The organism is Amycolatopsis sp. CA-211722 (assembly GCF_056828465.1).
Genome location: NZ_CP184752.1, coordinates 5,584,691 through 5,600,491, shown reverse-complemented (window position 1 = coordinate 5,600,491; position 15,801 = coordinate 5,584,691). Strand labels below are relative to the sequence as shown.

The window sequence follows — 15,801 nt, the reverse complement described above, 5'->3', positions numbered from 1 at the left end:
CAGCGCGGGTAGCCGGTCGCCATGGACAGAGTGCTGGTGACCGGGGGCGCGGGTTTCGTCGGCTCGCATCTGTGCGAACGCTTGCTGGACGCGGGCTCGGAGGTGGTCGCGGCCGACAATTTCGCCACCGCCGCCATGGCCAACGTGGCGCATCTCCTCGACCGCCCGGGGTTCCGGCTCCTCTCCCGTGACGTCACCGGCCCGATGAGCGCGCCGGGCCCGTTCGACGTCGTCTTCCACCTGGCCTCCGCCGCCTCGCCCCGTGACTACTTCCGTCTTCCGCTGGAGACGCTGCGCGCGGGCTCGCACGGGACCGAGCGGGCACTGGACATCGCCGAACGCGACGGCGCCCGATTCGTCCTCGCTTCGACGAGCGAGGTCTACGGCGATCCGCGGGAACACCCGCAGCGTGAGGACTACTGGGGGCACGTGAACCCGATCGGGCCGCGAAGCGTCTACGACGAAGCCAAGCGGTACGCCGAAGCGCTCACTTCGGCCATGCGCCGGGAACGGGACACGAACACCGGCATAGCGCGGATCTTCAACACCTACGGCCCGCGGATGCGCCCCGACGACGGCCGCATGATCCCGACGTTCATCGGTCAGGCGCTGGCGGGCCGACCGCTCACCGTCACCGGCAGCGGCGACCAGACCCGTTCCCTCTGCTACGTCGACGACACGGTCCGCGGGTTGATCGCGCTGGCCGGTTCCGGCGTACCTGGCCCGGTGAATCTGGGCAACCCGCACGAACTCACCGTGCTGCGGATCGCGGAGGAGATCTTGGCGGTCACCGGCAGCGCGTCGCGGATCGAGCATGTCGAAGCGGCGGTCGACGATCCGGCCCGCCGCTGCCCGGACATCTCCCGTGCCCGCCGGGAACTCGGCTGGGAGCCGGAAGTCCCATTGGCGGCAGGGCTTCCGCGCACGGTCGCCTGGTTCGCGCGGCCACGGTCCGGCCCGTACCCGGCCGCCGGCGCCTGAAGGCGTAACTCACGTGCGCCAAGGCGCGACACGCGTGTTTGAAGCCGGATCACCTCCAATCACGCGAGTTACGTCCCTGATCACGCGAATGACGCGTCGGGCACCTGCTCGCGGAAATCCCCGGAGAGACGCTTCGCGCAGTAGCGACGTCCTGGGCTTTCACGCCGCGTCGTTTATCGCCGATCGCACCGGGTAGCGCTACGGGAGTAAGCGCGGGTCACGCCCCGCGTCCCCCGACCGGAGAGGTGTCCCGGTGCGCATACTCGGTGTCAACGCCGTTTTCCACGACCCGGCCGCGGCCCTCGTGGTCGACGGCGAGATCGTGGCCGCGGCGGAGGAAGAACGGTTCAGCCGCCGCAAGCACGGCAAGCGGCCGGTGCCGTTCTCCGCTTGGGAACAACCGGCCGAAGCCGCCGCGTGGTGCCTGGCGGAGGCGGGGATCTCCGCGCAGGATCTCGACGCCGTCGGCTATTCCTACGATCCGACGCTCGTCGAGCCGGGTCTGGCGGGCCACGACGGCAAGAACGAATGCCTCCGCACCGACTTCGCCCGCCGGGCTCCCGCGTTCCTCAAGGCGGCCTTGCCGGGGCTGGATCCCGCGACCGTCCGGTTCGTCCGCCACCACGTCGCGCACGCCGCCTCGGCCGCGCTCGCCGCGCCGTTCGGGGATTGCGCGGTACTGGTGGCCGACGGGCGCGGCGAGAGCACCTCCTACCTCGCGGGCGAGTACCGCGACGGCAAGTTCGAGGAGATCGCCGAGCAGCGGCTCCCCCATTCACTCGGGCTGATGTACGAGGACCTGACCGAACACCTCGGGTTCGCCCGGTCCAGCGACGAGTACAAGGTGATGGCGCTGGCCTCCTACGGCACGCCCCGGTTCCTCGACCGGATCGCGGAAAGCGTGCACACCAACGGGATGGGTTTCCGCACCGACGAGATCGACTGGGCCGCGTTCGCGCCCGCCGTCGAGCCGGGGCGGGAACCAGGGCAGGTCCACGCCGACCTGACCGCGAGCGTGCAGCGCTGCCTGGAAGACGTGCTGCTCGAACTCGCCACCAAGATCCACGACCACACCGGGCACACCGATCTCGCGATGGCGGGCGGGATCGCACTCAACTGCGTGGCCAACACCCGGCTCCACGCCGAGGGACCGTTCGACCGTGTCTGGGTCCAGCCCGCCGCCGGTGACGCCGGGACCGCGCTCGGCGCGGCCCTGCAGCTCGCGGCCGACTTCGGCGAACGCGGAGGCCCGATGACCGGCGTGGATCTGGGCCGCGGCTGGACGGACGACCAGCTGGAGAACGCGCTCAAGACCGCGAACGTACGCTACGAACGGCCGGACGACGTCGCCGAGGCCGTCGCCGAAGCGCTGGCCGAAAACCGGATCGTGGCCTGGTTCCAGGGCCGATCCGAATTCGGCCCGCGCGCGCTGGGCCACCGATCACTGCTCGCGCATCCCGGGCACGAGGCCAATCTCGAGCGGCTGAACGACGTCAAGGGCCGCGAACAGTTCCGCCCGGTCGCCCCGATGGTGCTCGCCGAACGCGCGGGCGAGCTCTTCTCGCGCGGCCCGCTTCCCAGTCCGTACATGCTTTTCGTGCACGACGTCGCGCCGGAATGGCGGGATCGCGTCCCCGCCGTCACCCACGTCGACGGGACCGCCCGCGTACAGACCGTCGACGCGGGCGAGGACCCTCTCGTGGCGCGGATGCTCGGCGCGTTCGAGCGGCGTACCGGCCTCCCGGCGGTGGTCAACACCAGCCTCAACACCGCGGGCAGGCCGATGGTCGATTCCCCGCGAGACGCGCTGGAGTGCTTCGGTTCGGCCCCCATCGACCTGCTCGCCCTCGGACCGTTCGTGGTCCGCCGTCCCAGTCTTGGAGGTGTGTCGTGATCGAAGAGCACTTCGCGGCGTTGAGCGAGGCCGCCGGGAGGTCCGCTTCCTGGTCACCGAAGATCCGTGACTGGGGTGGGCATCTGGCCACCGTGCTGTCGTCCGGCGGACGGCTGCTCGCGTGCGGCAACGGCGGGAGCGCCGCAGAAGCGCAGCACCTCACCGGCGAACTGGTGGGCCGGTTCCGCAACGACCGGCGGCCGTTCTCGGCGATCGCCCTGCACGCGGACACCTCCGCCGTGACGGCCATCGTCAACGACTACGGCGAGCACGAGGTGTTCGCCCGGCAGGTGCGCGCGCACGGCCGTCCCGGCGACATCCTCGTCTGCCTGTCGACCAGCGGGGGAAGCCAGAACGTCGTCGCGGCCGCCAAGGCCGCGCACGAACTCGGCATCACCACCTGGGCGATCACCGGCCCCTCCCCCAATCCGCTCGCCGCGCTGTGCTCGGACGCGATCCCGGTGGAGGCACCGTCGACGGCGACCGTGCAGGAGGTCCATCTCGCGCTGGTGCACGCCCTGTGCACCGCGTTCGACGACGCGCTCGGGGTGCCCACGTGAGGCCGCTGGTCGTCCTGGGCGACGCCCTGCTGGACGTCGACGTCGACGGCACGTCGGACCGGCTCTGCCCGGACGCGCCGGTCCCCGTGGTCGACCTCGCCCGCGAATGGCGGCGGCCGGGCGGCGCCGGGCTGGCCGCGTTGCTCGCCGCGCGGTCCACCGCCGAGGTCGTCCTCGTCGCCCCGCTGGGCGGCGACCAGGCCGGCCGGACCCTGGCCGGGCTTCTGGAGCGTGAGGTCCGGGTGGTGCCGATGCCGTTGTGCGGCACCACCGTCACCAAGACCCGGGTCCGCGCCGCCGGGCAGTCGCTGGTCCGTCTCGACAGCGGTGACGGGAGGGCGGAGCACTCGCCGCTCACCGACAGCGTCCGTGAAGCGCTGCGCTCGGCCGGGGCGATCCTCGTCGCCGACTACGGCCGAGGCGTGACCCGCCATCCGGAGCTCCGCGAGCTGCTCACCGAGCTGGCGGGCACGATCCCGGTCGTCTGGGATCCGCATCCCCGCGGCTCCGAGCCCGTGTCGGGAATCCGTCTCGCCACCCCGAATCTCGCCGAGGCCGAGCAGCTCACCGAGGCCCGCGCCGACGCCGAGGACCTGGCGAAGCAGGTGCACTCGCGCTGGAAGGCCGACGCGGTCTGCGTCACCACGGGCTCGCAAGGCGCCGTGCTGACCGAGGGCGGTTCCTGCACGACGTTCCGGCCTCCGTCGGGCGTCGTCGCGAAGGACACCTGCGGCGCGGGTGACCGCTTCGCGTCCGCGGTCACCGCCGCCCTGCTCGACGGCGCGTCCACCGCCGACGCGGTGGCCGCCGGTGTCGAGACGGCGGCGCGCTTCGTCGCCACCGGCGGCGCCGCCACGTTGTCCACTGTGGACAACGAACCGCGGCCGGACACCGCGCATCACGGCGATTCGGCGTTCGACGTGGCCGCTCGGGTCCGCGCGCGGGGCGGCAGGCTCGTCGCCACCGGCGGCTGTTTCGACCTGCTGCACCCCGGGCACGCCAGTCTGCTGAGGCAGGCGCGCGCCTTGGGCGACGCCTTGGTGGTATGCCTCAATTCCGACGCCTCCGTGCGCGGCTTGAAGGGACCTGGGCGGCCGATCGTGACCGCCCGCGACCGCGCCAGGCTGCTCACCGAACTCGCTTCGGTCGACGCCGTCGTGGTGTTCGACGAACCCGATCCCGCCGCGGTACTGGACCGCCTCCGCCCGGACGTCTGGGTCAAGGGCGGCGACTACGCGGGCACGGAGCTCCCCGAAAGCGCCGTCGTGCGCCGGCACGGCGGCGAGATCGTCCTGATCCCGACCATCCGCGGCTATTCCACCTCCCGGCTGGTGGCCGCGGCGGAAGGAGCATGATGCGCCCTCTCGGCAACGTCCTGATCACCGGCGGCGCCTCCGGACTCGGTGCCGCGACCGTCGAAGCCGTCCGCGAAGCGGGTGGTACGCCCCTTGTCATCGACCGCGCCGAACCGGCGTCCGGCGTCGCCTTCGCCCAGGCCGACCTGGCCGATTCCGCCGCCGCGGCGCGCGCCGTGGACGAACTCGCCGAACGGGCGGGCGGGATCGACGGCGTCTTCACCGCGGCGGGGACCGACGCGTGCGGCGCGCTCGACGAAGTGTCCACAGAGGACTGGGAACGCGTGGTCCGGGTCAATCTGCTCGGCACCGCCGCGGTCGTCCGCGCGGCGCTGCCCCATCTCCGGCTGAGCCACGGCACGGTGGTGACCTGCGCGTCGACACTGGGGTTGCGGGTGGCCGGGGACGCGAGCGCCTACTGCGCCTCGAAATTCGGCGTCGTCGGGTTCACCAGGGCACTCGCCATGGAGCTCGCCGGCCGGGTCGGGGTGACGCTGCTCGTCCCCGGCGGCATGCACACGGCGTTCTTCGACGACCGGGCCGAGCAGTACAAACCGCCGCCGGACGCGAAACTCAACCAGCCCGAGCACGTGGCGGCTTCGGTGGTGTTCGCCCTCTCCCAGCCGCCCGGCTGCGAGGTCCGCGAACTCGTGGTGTGCGCTTCGGAAGAAGGGTCCTGGCCGTGACCGGCGGCATCCTCGTGCTGCGCGCCCTCGGCCTGGGGGATCTGCTCACCGCGGTTCCCGCGTTGCGGGCACTGCGCCGCGCCTTCGACGGCGAACGCCTGGTGCTCGCCGCACCGGAGAAGCTGCGCGACCTCGTCGAACTGGTCGACGCGGTGGACGAGTTGCTCCCGACGGCCGGGCTCGGTGAGCTGTCCTGGCCCGGCGAGCCGCCCCGGCTGGCGGTCAACCTGCACGGCCGCGGCCCGGAGAGCATCCACGATCTGCTCGCCCAGGACCCGCTGGAACTGATCACGTACCGGCATCCGGACTTCCCCGGCGTCGACGGCCCGGACTGGCCCGCCGAAGCGCACGAAGTGGACCGCTGGTGCCGTCTGCTCGAGGCCGCCCGCATCCCGGCCGACCGCACCGATCTCGCGCTGCCGCCGCCTCCCGGTCCCAGCACGGCGGCGGGCGCGGTGGTCGTCCATCCCGGCGCCGCCTTCGCCGCCCGGCGCTGGCCGCCGGACCGGTACGCGCGGGTGGCGCGGGCGCTCTCCGGCAGTCACCGGGTGGTCGTCACGGGAAGCGCTGCGGAAGCACCGCTCGCCCGCGAGATCGCCGAAGCGGCCGGGCTACCGGCCGAGGCGGTGCTCGCCGGTGACGGGCTCGCCGAACTGGCCGCGACCGTGGCCGAAGCGCGGCTGGTGATCTGCGGTGACACCGGCGTCGGGCATCTCGCGACGGCGTACGGAACTCCGTCGGTCCTGCTGTTCGGGCCGACCCCGCCGCGGCTCTGGGGCCCGCCTCCCGAGGCCCGGCAGCATACGGTCCTCTGGGTGGGCGACGTCGGCGATCCGCACGGCGAGGCACCCGATCCGGGGCTGCTGCTGTTACGCGCGGAGCGCGTCCTCGCCGCGGCCGAAGACCTGCTGGCGACGGGGGCTCCCCGTGGGTGAGCGGGTGGGGGTGATCGGCGCCGGCTACGTCGGGCTCACGAGCGCCGCGTGCTACACACGCCTGGATCATCAGGTGGTCTGCGTCGACAACGATCAGTCCAAAGTGGACGCGCTGCGGCGCGGCGAGGTCACGATCGTCGAGCCGGGACTCACGGAGCTCGTCCGGGACGGCCTCGGCCGCGGACGGCTCCGGTTCACCGCCACGGCGGCCGAGCTGTCCGATGTGGACTTCGTGGTGCTCTGCCTGCCCACTCCGGAGGGAAAGGACGGCGCCGCCGACGTCCAGGTCCTGGACGAGGTCGTGGCCACACTCCCCGGCCTGCTGCGGCCGGGCTGTGCCGTCGTCACCAAGTCCACCGTCCCGGTCGGCACCGGGAACCGGCTGGCGGGGCTGCTCGGGCCGGATCTGCCGGTGGTGAGCAATCCCGAGTTCCTCCGCGAGGGGCACGCCGTCGAGGACTTCCTGCGGCCCGACCGGATCGTCCTCGGCGCGACTCCGGAGAACCGGGCGGCCGCCGAACGGGTGGCCGCGTTGTACGGCGAGACCGACGCGCCGGTGTGGTTCACCGATCCGGCGAGCGCCGAACTCGCGAAATACGCCAGCAACGCGTTCCTGGCGCTGAAAGTGTCCTATGTGAACGTCCTCGCCGAACTCTGCGAACACTACGGCGCCGACATCCGCGATGTCGGGCGGCTCATGGGACTCGATTCCCGGATCGGCCCCGCGTTCCTCGTGCCCGGCCCCGGCTGGGGCGGCTCGTGCCTGCCCAAGGACACCGCCGCGCTGCTGCGGACGGCCGACCACGCGGGCGTCGACTTCGGCATCCTGCGGGACGCCATGAAGGCCAACGCGCGCCAGCGGGCGGCTGTCGTGCGGAAGATCCGCCGCGCGATCACCGGTGTTTCGGACGGCTCGCTCTCGGGCATCCGTATCGGGTTGCTCGGGCTGGCGTTCAAGGCGGGAACCGGGGATCTGCGCGAGTCTCCCGCGCTCGCGGTCGCGCGGGAGCTCGCCAGGAGCGGCGCGGTGCTCACCGCGTACGACCCCGGCGTCGAGACCGTCGAACCGGACACCGTCCAGGTCGTCGACGACCCGTACCTGGTCGCGAAGGACGCGGCGGCGCTGGTGGTGCTCACCGAGTGGCCCGAGTTCCGCGAGCTCGACTGGGAACGGCTCGCCGCCGCGACCGAACGAGCCGTCGTCGTCGACGCCAGGAATCTCCTGGACCCGGCGACCGTCGGCGAGGCGGGCTTCACCCATACGGGGCTCGGTACCGATCCGAACAGGAGGACAGGATGACCCAGCCGTTGAAGGCTCTCGCACTGGTGTGCTCGCTCAAACCCTCCCCCGCGCCGTCGAGCAGCGCGCTGATCGCCCAGCAGCTGCTCGACGAGCTGGCCGGGCACGGCGCCACCGGCGAACTCGTGCGCGTGGTCGACCACGACGTCAAACCCGGTGTGGAGGGCGACATGGGTGACGGCGACGCCTGGCCCGAGATCCGCCGGAAGATCGCAGCCGCCGACATCCTGCTGATCTCGACGCCGACCTGGGTCGGCCACATGTCCAGCGTGGCCCAGCGCGTTCTGGAGCGGCTCGACGCCGAACTGTCCGAAACGGACGAAGAGGGCAGGCCCGCGATGTTCGGCAAGGTCGGTGTCACCGCCGTCGTCGGCAACGAGGACGGAGCGCACAAGATCACCGCCGACCTGTTCCAGGCCCTCAACGACGTCGGTTTCACCGTGCCCGCACAGGGCGGGACCTATTGGAACGGCGAGGCGATGAAGGGCGGCGACTACAACGACCTCGACGAGACACCGGAGGCGGTCGCGTCGACGAACGCGACCCTCGCGCGCAACGCCGTCCACTTGGCGAACCTGCTGCGGGAGAAGCAGTACCCCGCTTCCTGAGGTGTGAACGAGAGCGGGAACGGGTACCCGGTTCCCGTGATCGTCAAGACGCTGGCGTTCGGTGTGTGCCTGCTGCTCGCCGGCTGCACCGGAGCGAGCGGGCAAGAGCCGGTGAAAGAGGCCGCCGCGCGGTTCCTCGGCGCGCTCGCGTCGGGTGATCACCGCTCGGCGTGCGCGCTGCTGGCGCCCCGGGCGCGGGAGTCCTGGGCTCCGGAAAGCTGCGAACGCGGGCTGGCGGGCGCGAAGGTCCCGGACGGTACACCCGAAACGGTCGCGGTCTGGAGCGAAGAAGCCCAGGTGAAGACCGCCCGCGACACCCTTTTCCTGCACGAATCGTCCACCGGCTGGGTGATCACGGGCGCGGGCTGCCACCACCGGAACGAACAGGTCTACGACTGCGCGGTGGGTGGACCGTGAAAGCGCGCCCGGTGTTCACCGTCTATCTCGTCTTCGTCGTGGCCGTGCTCGGCTATTGCGTCCTACTCGGCCTGCTCCATCGGTGAAGGAGGCGGAGATGCGGCGCTTTCTCCGGGACAACGCCCTCTCTCTGGCGTTCGGGCTCCTGTTCCTGCTGAGCCTCGGCGGGCAGGCGTTCGCGGGCCTCGCCGCCTACAACGACCGGCGGCTCAGCCACGCGGCCGAACCGACCGGCCTGCTCGACTATCTGACGTCCGCGGATTTCGCCGTCGACGTCGCCGAAAACTGGCAATCGGAGTACCTGCAGTTCTTCCTGTACGTGTTCGCGACCGTGTGGCTGCTGCAGCGCGGCTCCCCGGAATCGAAACCGGCGGGCCGGGCCGGACTGGAATCGGACAAGGAGCAGCAGATCGGCCCGCATTCGACGGCCGACTCGCCGAAATGGGCGCGAGCGGGCGGCTGGCGCACGGGGATCTTCTCGATGTCACTCGGACTGGTGATGCTGGGGTTGTTCCTGCTGTCCTGGCTGGCCCAGTCCGTGGCCGGGATGAGCGCCTACAACGCCGAGCAGCTCACCGAATTCGGTGATCCGGAGTCGTGGTTCGGCTATCTGGCGTCGTCGGACTTCTGGAACCGCACCCTGCAGAACTGGCAGTCGGAATTCCTCGCCATCGGCTCGATGGCGGTGTTCAGCGTGTACCTGCGCCAGCGCGGCTCCCCGGAATCGAAACCCGTGGGCGCGCCGCATCACGTCACCGACGAATCCGGGTGAATGAATCGCGGGGAACGGGTATCCGTGCGGCGTCCCGCCGCCCCGGACCGGCCGCCGGCGAACCGGATCCTGGCCCCGGGGACGGCATTCATCGACAAGATCCGGGACGCCCTGACGGACCGCGCCATCTGAGCTTTCCGGCGTTCCGTGAAGGCCTCCTTCCCTCCTCTCAAGGTAGGGAAGGAGGCCTTCACTGCGTCTTGCCGGTGGTGTGGCGGCTCCGGTGGGGAAGGGTGTCGCGAAAGCCACTTTCGCGACGTCTGATGTCCCGAAAGTGGCTTTCGCGACACACCACGCTCCGCAGCCTGCGCGAAAGCATCCTCAGGTGGGCCGACGAGGGTTTCCCACCACAAGGGTTGCGAAAGCCACTGTCGCAACGTTGAAGGTTGCGAAAGTGGCTTTCGCAACCCTTCAGCCACCGACGCTGCTCCAGCAGACCCATAGCGCGTGAAGGCCTCCTTCCCTCGGCTGAGCCGAGGGAAGGAGGCCTTCACGCGCTAACCGAAGCGACCTCAAAGCTCCGCCGGCACGTCCCGCACCGACGACTCGGGCAGCTTCCCCGTGAGCGCGAAGTCCACCCGCCGCGCCACGGAAACCGCCTGGTCCGCGAACCGCTCGTAGAACCGCGCCAGCAGCGCCACCGAGATCGCCGGCGCGACGCCATGGGGCCAGCCCGGCTCGGTGACCAGCGTCATCAGCTCCTCGTACAGCGCGTCGACCCGCTGGTCGGACCGGGCGAGCGAGTGGAACACCTCCGCGGTCGGTCCCTCGATCGCCGCGCCGAGGTCTTCCGCCATCGAGCAGACGAGCCCGGCCATCTCACCGAACCGGCCGGCGAGTGCGTCGGGGACGGCGAATTCCGGCGCTCGCGCGGCTTGCTCGGCGATGTGCTGGGCGAGGTCGCCCATCCGCTCCAGCCGGTCGGCGCAGTACACCGCCGCCAGCACCGTCCGCAGGTCACCCGCGACCGGCGCCTGCAGGGCGAGCAGTTTCTGCGCGGTCTCCTCACAGGTGGTCCGTGCCGCGTTCAGTTTCGCCTCGACCGCCGCCAGTTCGGCGGCGGCTTCGACGTCCCGGTCGAGGAAGACCCGGTTCGCGAGACGTAGTTCCTCGCAGGCCATCCCGCACATGCTCGACAACAGTTCGCCGAGAACGCTCAGCTGGCCATGGAATCGATCCCTCATGTCAGCACTTTCGCAGGTTCGAGCACGTACGTCGCGTACGCCGCGCGGATCACCGGCTGGGCGACGTTGCGCACGGGAACCCCGCCCGGGCTGACGCCTTGCTCGCTGCCGTAGTGCGCGTGCCCGTGCACGGCGAGCGCCACCTGGGCGTCGTCGATCGGTTCGCACAGCAGGTACGAACCCAGGAACGGGTGGATTTCCGGCGGTTCGCCGTGCAGGGTGCCGGGGATCGGCGAGTAATGCGTCAACGCGACGGTCACGTCGGGCGCCTCGTGTTCGAGCCCCTCCAGCGCGGTGCGCAGCCGCTTGGCGGCCGCCATGGTGTGTTCGACGAAGTCCTTCATCTCGCGTTCGCCGAACCGGCTCGCGCATTTGCCCGCGAAACCGCCGCCGAAGCCTTTCACCCCGGCGATGCCGAGTTTCCCGCCGTCCAGGTCGACGGTGGTGGCCGAACCCTCCAGAACGGTGATCCCGCTTTCCTCCAGCAGCCCGCTGACCGCTTCCGCCTCGTCCGAGTGGTAGTCGTGGTTGCCGAGCACCGCCACGACGGGGACGTCGAGCCCGGCGAACTCGTCCGCCACCACCCTGGCCTCGTCGACGCTGCCGTGCCGGGTGAGGTCACCGGCGAGCAGCAGCACCTCGGCGTGTTCGGCGATGTTGTCCAGTGCCGGCCGCAGCAGGCCTCGGTTGTCCTCCCCGAGGTGGACGTCCCCGACCGCGGCGACCCGGATCACCGGATCTCCTCGGCGTGCGACGGCTCGCGGACGTCGGCGGTCCGGATGTCGTCGTGCACCAGCTCGGCCGCGATGTGTTCGCAGACGACCGCCTCGATGTCGGCCTTGCGGTTGGCGCACGGGACCTCGCCGCCGAGCCGGACCTGGTCGCCGCGCACGGTGACGTGCACGCCGAGTTCGGCGGTCCTCGGATCCTCCGCCAGCGCCTTGGTCAGCCTGGCGACCAGGTATTGGGGCGCTTCCTGGGGCATCGGAAGCTCCTTTCCGTCGATGATGGACAGTGCCGCGAGCAGGGTCAGGAAAGACCAGGCGTACGGCGATTCGGCGGTCTCCTCGGCCACGCGGTGCCAGTCGACCTGCTCGCGGAGGTCACGGGCGATCCGCAGCAGCGGCCCGAAATCGCAGCGGTGCGGGCTGAGCACGAGCGTCTTGTCGACGAGCAGATCGGTCCCGTCGAGCACGGGCGCGGCGGTCGCGCCGACCCGCATCAGCGAAGCGCGGTCGAGCATCTCGTCGGTGACCGGCCGGTGGTTGGGCCGGAAGATGAGATCGACGAGGCAGTCTCCGTCGTAGACCTTGGTGAGCCAGTCCTCCGGCGGACGAACCCGTCTCAGCCCCGCGGCTTCCAGCGCTTCCGCCGCTTCCTCGATGTCCTCGTGCTTGAGGAACAGGTCGACGTCGTGGTCGGACGGAGGTCCGCCCCGCGCGTACACGGCGAGGCCGCCCGCGACGGCGAACCGCACCGAAGTACCGTCCAAAGTGGACACCACCCTGGTCAGCGTGTGCAGCAGTTCCTTCTCGTTCACGGTCGCTCCCCCACTCCCGTGGCCAGTTCGTGCCACCGGCCGGCGTCCGGTTTCAGCGGTTCGGTCGGGAATCCCTCGCCCTCCCGCAGCCCGTTGAGGAACGCTTCGATCGCGTCCTCCGACGAGTGTCGGGGCGTCCAGCCCAGCTCTTCCCTGGCGCGCGTGCAGTCCATGACCGGGAGATGCAGTACCGCTTCGAAGAGCCCCGGGGTGGCCGGGATCAGGTGCAGCGTCCAGGCCGCGGCGAGCGCGCGCCGGACCAAGGGAGCCGGGACCTTCACCGGTTTGGCACCGAAGATCCGGGCCAGCGCGCGAGTGTCCAGTACCGGGTCGGCGGCGACGTTGAAGGCGCCCTTGACGTCCTGGAGCGCGCAGCGGCGGTAGGCGTCGGCCACATCCTCGGTATGCGCGGTCTGGATCCTCAGCTGCGGGATGTCCGGAAGGATCGGCACGAGCGACGGCCGCACGAGCTTGCCGGGCACGAACGGTCCGCCGAAGAGACGGCGTTGTTCGGGCGCCGCGGCCTTCTGGAACAGGAATCCCGGGCGCACGCGCACCACCCTCATCCGCGGGTGACTGCGGTCGAAAGCTTCGAGAACGCGTTCCACATAAGCCTTTTCCCGGGTGTACGCCGCCTTGGGCGAGCCGTGCGTCGGCCAGTCCTCGGCCACCGGGTGGTCGTCGTCCCGCGGCGAGTACGCCCCGATCGACGACGCGTGGACCAGTGACGGCACCCGCATCGCCTGCGCGGCTTCGAACACCCTGATCGAACCCAGCACGTTGGCCTGCCAGGTGACCTCGGGCCGATGGGTGGGCTGGAAGAGCCAGGCCAGGTGGATCACCACGTCGGCGCCGTCGAACACGGCCCGCAGGTCGTCGCGGGCGACGTCTGCGGTGACGAACTCGGTTTTCGGGCTCTCCCAGCGGCTGGGCCGCCTCGCCAGCCCGACGATCGAGCCGACCTCGGGGTCCGCACCCAGCGCGCGCACCACCGCCGTCCCGACGTTGCCGGTGGCGCCGGTGACCACGATCCGTTTGCCACTGCTGCTCATGGGTACGGTTACCCGCGGTCGCCCCGGCCTAATCGGCGCGGAGCCGCTGCACGAGACGGCGAGCGGGCAGCGCCATCGCCCCGAGGCCGATCGACGTGGTGACCTCGTCGGTGGGTGTGACGAGCAGGTGGTCGATCTCGTCGAGCAGCCTGCGGCACCGGTCGAGCTTGTCCGGGTCACCCGACCGGGCCACCTCGGCGAGTGCTTCGAGCAGGTCGCCGACGACCCCGCGCGCGTGTTCGCCGGGATGCCGGAACGGCTGATCCCGCCGGGCGGCCTCGCTCACGGCATCGATCAGCTGGGCGAGCGGCTGCCACAGGGAGACGAGGTTCGACAAGGGCTCCTCGCCGTCACGCCGTCCGCGCAGGTTCAGATACCGGCCCTCGCGGGTCCAGCCGATCGCGTCCTCCGCCTCCGCGGCCAGGCTGCGGACGTCCTGAAGCCGGTCGTCGAGGCCATCGGCCGACTCGCCACCGCGGACCAGTTCCGCGGTCTCGTCGAGGACTTCGGCGATCGCCGCGGCCAGCCGGGAGGTCGCCTCCCGCAGCCGCTGGCCGTGCAGCGGGGGCAGGATCACCGCGTTGAGGATCGCGCCGATCCCCGCCCCCAGCGCCGTTTCCAGCAGCCGGTCGGCGAGCAGGACGGGTTCGGTCGCGTTGCCGTAGGAGATCAGCAGCATGCCGGTGATCCCGACCCATACCCCCGAATCGCCGAAACCGCGCCATGAGCCGATCAGCAGCCCGACGAAGATGACCAGCCCGAGCGCCACCGTCACCGAGGGGACGAGCTGCCCGGCACCCGCCGCGAGCAGCACCCCCACGCTGACGGCCCCGACCTGCTGGGCCCAGCCACGCAGGGAGCGGTAGACGGTGGCCTGCACCAGGAACACCGCCGCGTACGGCGCCAGAAAGGGTTGCGGCAGCCGCAACACGGCCGTGGCGACGATCCACGCGATCACCGCCGCGGCGGCGGCCTTGGTGGTCTGGATGAGACTCCGGCGTTCCTCGCCCGGGACCCGGAACGCCCGGGCGGTCCAGGCGAACGGCGCCGTCCATCGGGGCCGGGCGTCCATCACGGCCCCGGGGGCGCCAGGTGGACGACCTTCGTCTGCGTCATCTCGTCGAGCAGCTCCGGCCCGTAGCCGTAACCACTGCCGCTGGCACCCCGCGGATGGGCGGCTCCGCCGGGCGCGCCGCCGAAGACGTTGTTGATCTTCACGGTCCCGACCGGGAGTTCGCGCCAGGCCCGCTGCGCGTGCGCCATAGACGGGGTCAGGACCGTGGCGGCGAGCCCGTACTCGCCGTCGGCCGCCTGACCGAGCGCCTGCTCGAAGTCCGCGACCACGGTCACGGGCGCGACCGGGCCGAACGTCTCCTCGCGGAGAATCCGCATCCCGGAGGTACATCCGGTGAGGACGGTCGCCGGGTAGAAGGCGCCCGGGCCGTCCGGCACGGTACCGCCGACGAGCGGATCGGCACCCTGCGCGATCGCCTCCGCGACCTGGGCGTGCACCCCGTCGCGGTGACGCCGATCGACGAGCGGGGCCAGTTCGCGATGGCCCGCCTCGGCGACCAGCGCGGTGAGGAAGGCTTCCGCGACGTCCTGGTGCACCAGGATCCGCTCGACCGCGACACAGATCTGCCCTGAGTTCGCGAAGGCCCCGGTCGCCGCCTGAGCGGCCGCCCAAACCGGATCCACGCCGGCGTCGACGACGAGCGGATCGTTGCCGCCGTTCTCCAGCAACGCCTTGGCGCCGGTCTTCGCCGCGCTCGCCGCGATCGAACGCCCCGCGACGGTACTGCCGACATGCGCGACGACGTCGACGTCCGCGTGGGCCGCGAGTTCGGCGCCGACGCTGCCGTCACCCTGAACGGTTTGCAGCACTCCCTCAGGCAGCGCCTCCGCCAGCACGTTCCCCAGCCAGGTGCCGGTGTGCGGGCAGCGCTCACTCGGCTTGTGCACCACCGTGTTCCCCGTGACCACCGCGGCACCCAGCAGCCCGCAGGCCACGGCGACCGGGTCGTTCCACGGGGTCAGCGCCACGACCACGCCCCGCGGTTCGGGCACCATCAGATCGGTGGCCGACGGATCGCCCAGCAAGGACCGTCCACGGTGCACCGGGCCCAGTTCGGCGTACTGCTCCAGGGTTCCGGCTCCGGCGAGGACACCTTCTTCGGCCTCGCCCCGGGGCTTCCCGGTCTCGCTCTCGATGAGGACGGCGAGTTCGCCCGCCCGCTCCCGGAGTGCCCTGGCCGCGTCCTTCAGCGCGATCCCGCGGTCGGCCGCCGGTGTGGCGGCCCAGCCCGGGGCCCGCCGCTTCGCCGTGGCGATCGCCGCCGCGACACCGCCGGGGGTCGCCGCCGTGACGCTCCCGACGAGCCTGCCGTCGGCGGGGTCACGGATCTCCAGTACGGCAGGCCGGTCCACCGTCGTCATTCGCACCTCCTCGAAGTCTCCTGCCCGGTTACCCGGTGTCGTTTCGCCGAAACAGTGCCGGGACACCCGGAGTTTGCGGCT

The 15,801-nt window shown here is 71.3% G+C and carries 16 protein-coding genes and 1 pseudogene; 11 read left to right on the top strand and 6 right to left on the bottom strand.

Translation table 11 applies throughout. The features are described 5' to 3' along the window. Window positions 1-21: 21 nt before the first annotated feature. The 11 genes and pseudogenes from ACOCEP_RS26670 to ACOCEP_RS26620 all read left to right on the top strand — a co-directional run. Complete coding sequence (locus ACOCEP_RS26670; protein ID WP_482331743.1) at window positions 22-981, top strand: NAD-dependent epimerase/dehydratase family protein; 960 nt, start codon at window positions 22-24, stop codon at window positions 979-981. A 253-nt stretch (window positions 982-1,234) separates the two neighbouring features. Then, the gene (locus ACOCEP_RS26665) at window positions 1,235-2,875 is read left to right on the top strand and encodes a carbamoyltransferase family protein (RefSeq protein WP_482331742.1); all 1,641 of its coding nucleotides are present in this window, start codon (window positions 1,235-1,237) and stop codon (window positions 2,873-2,875) included. Continuing rightward, window positions 2,872-3,435, top strand: coding sequence for a D-sedoheptulose-7-phosphate isomerase (locus ACOCEP_RS26660; RefSeq protein WP_482331741.1), 564 nt, complete (start codon window positions 2,872-2,874; stop codon window positions 3,433-3,435). Before ACOCEP_RS26665 ends, ACOCEP_RS26660 begins: the two co-directional genes overlap by 4 nt. Then, on the top strand, window positions 3,432-4,790 hold the full coding sequence (locus ACOCEP_RS26655) for a PfkB family carbohydrate kinase (protein WP_482331740.1): 1,359 nt from the start codon (window positions 3,432-3,434) through the stop codon (window positions 4,788-4,790). Before ACOCEP_RS26660 ends, ACOCEP_RS26655 begins: the two co-directional genes overlap by 4 nt. Then, a complete protein-coding gene (locus ACOCEP_RS26650) occupies window positions 4,790-5,476 on the top strand; it encodes an SDR family oxidoreductase (protein WP_482339831.1) in 687 nt (228 codons plus the stop codon). Before ACOCEP_RS26655 ends, ACOCEP_RS26650 begins: the two co-directional genes overlap by 1 nt. After that, window positions 5,467-6,411, top strand: a complete 945-nt coding sequence (locus ACOCEP_RS26645; RefSeq protein ID WP_482339830.1) for a glycosyltransferase family 9 protein — start codon at window positions 5,467-5,469, stop codon at window positions 6,409-6,411. The genes ACOCEP_RS26650 and ACOCEP_RS26645 overlap by 10 nt, the downstream gene beginning before the upstream one ends. Further along, window positions 6,404-7,711, top strand: coding sequence for a UDP-glucose dehydrogenase family protein (locus ACOCEP_RS26640; protein ID WP_482331739.1), 1,308 nt, complete (start codon window positions 6,404-6,406; stop codon window positions 7,709-7,711). The genes ACOCEP_RS26645 and ACOCEP_RS26640 overlap by 8 nt, the downstream gene beginning before the upstream one ends. Continuing rightward, window positions 7,708-8,319 carry a flavodoxin family protein gene (locus ACOCEP_RS26635; RefSeq protein ID WP_192745011.1) on the top strand — a complete coding sequence of 204 codons (612 nt, stop codon included), beginning with the start codon at window positions 7,708-7,710 and terminating at the stop codon, window positions 8,317-8,319. Before ACOCEP_RS26640 ends, ACOCEP_RS26635 begins: the two co-directional genes overlap by 4 nt. 36 nt (window positions 8,320-8,355) lie before the next feature. Then, window positions 8,356-8,736 carry a hypothetical protein gene (locus tag ACOCEP_RS26630; protein WP_482331737.1) on the top strand — a complete coding sequence of 127 codons (381 nt, stop codon included), beginning with the start codon at window positions 8,356-8,358 and terminating at the stop codon, window positions 8,734-8,736. 97 nt (window positions 8,737-8,833) lie between these two features. Beyond that, complete coding sequence (locus ACOCEP_RS26625) at window positions 8,834-9,508, top strand: DUF6766 family protein (protein ID WP_482331735.1); 675 nt, start codon at window positions 8,834-8,836, stop codon at window positions 9,506-9,508. A gap of 33 nt (window positions 9,509-9,541) precedes the next feature. Then, a pseudogene (locus tag ACOCEP_RS26620) lies at window positions 9,542-9,640 on the top strand (hemerythrin domain-containing protein); the annotation flags it as partial. A gap of 380 nt (window positions 9,641-10,020) precedes the next feature. Here the strand turns inward: ACOCEP_RS26620 and ACOCEP_RS26615 are convergent. Genes ACOCEP_RS26615 through ACOCEP_RS26590 form a run of 6 tightly spaced genes read right to left on the bottom strand, consistent with a single transcriptional unit; the run spans window position 10,021 to window position 15,720 of the window. Beyond that, on the bottom strand, window positions 10,021-10,692 hold the full coding sequence (locus ACOCEP_RS26615; protein ID WP_482331734.1) for a phosphate signaling complex PhoU family protein: 672 nt from the start codon (window positions 10,690-10,692) through the stop codon (window positions 10,021-10,023). Further along, the gene (locus ACOCEP_RS26610; RefSeq protein ID WP_482331733.1) at window positions 10,689-11,426 is read right to left on the bottom strand and encodes a metallophosphoesterase family protein; all 738 of its coding nucleotides are present in this window, start codon (window positions 11,424-11,426) and stop codon (window positions 10,689-10,691) included. Before ACOCEP_RS26610 ends, ACOCEP_RS26615 begins: the two co-directional genes overlap by 4 nt. Next, a complete protein-coding gene (locus ACOCEP_RS26605; RefSeq protein WP_482331732.1) occupies window positions 11,423-12,232 on the bottom strand; it encodes a nucleotidyltransferase family protein in 810 nt (269 codons plus the stop codon). The genes ACOCEP_RS26610 and ACOCEP_RS26605 overlap by 4 nt, the downstream gene beginning before the upstream one ends. Next, a complete protein-coding gene (locus ACOCEP_RS26600; protein WP_482331731.1) occupies window positions 12,229-13,284 on the bottom strand; it encodes an NAD-dependent epimerase/dehydratase family protein in 1,056 nt (351 codons plus the stop codon). The genes ACOCEP_RS26605 and ACOCEP_RS26600 overlap by 4 nt, the downstream gene beginning before the upstream one ends. A gap of 28 nt (window positions 13,285-13,312) precedes the next feature. After that, window positions 13,313-14,356, bottom strand: coding sequence for an FUSC family protein (locus ACOCEP_RS26595; RefSeq protein WP_482331730.1), 1,044 nt, complete (start codon window positions 14,354-14,356; stop codon window positions 13,313-13,315). Further along, a complete protein-coding gene (locus tag ACOCEP_RS26590; protein WP_482331729.1) occupies window positions 14,356-15,720 on the bottom strand; it encodes an aldehyde dehydrogenase family protein in 1,365 nt (454 codons plus the stop codon). Before ACOCEP_RS26590 ends, ACOCEP_RS26595 begins: the two co-directional genes overlap by 1 nt. Window positions 15,721-15,801 lie beyond the last annotated feature (81 nt).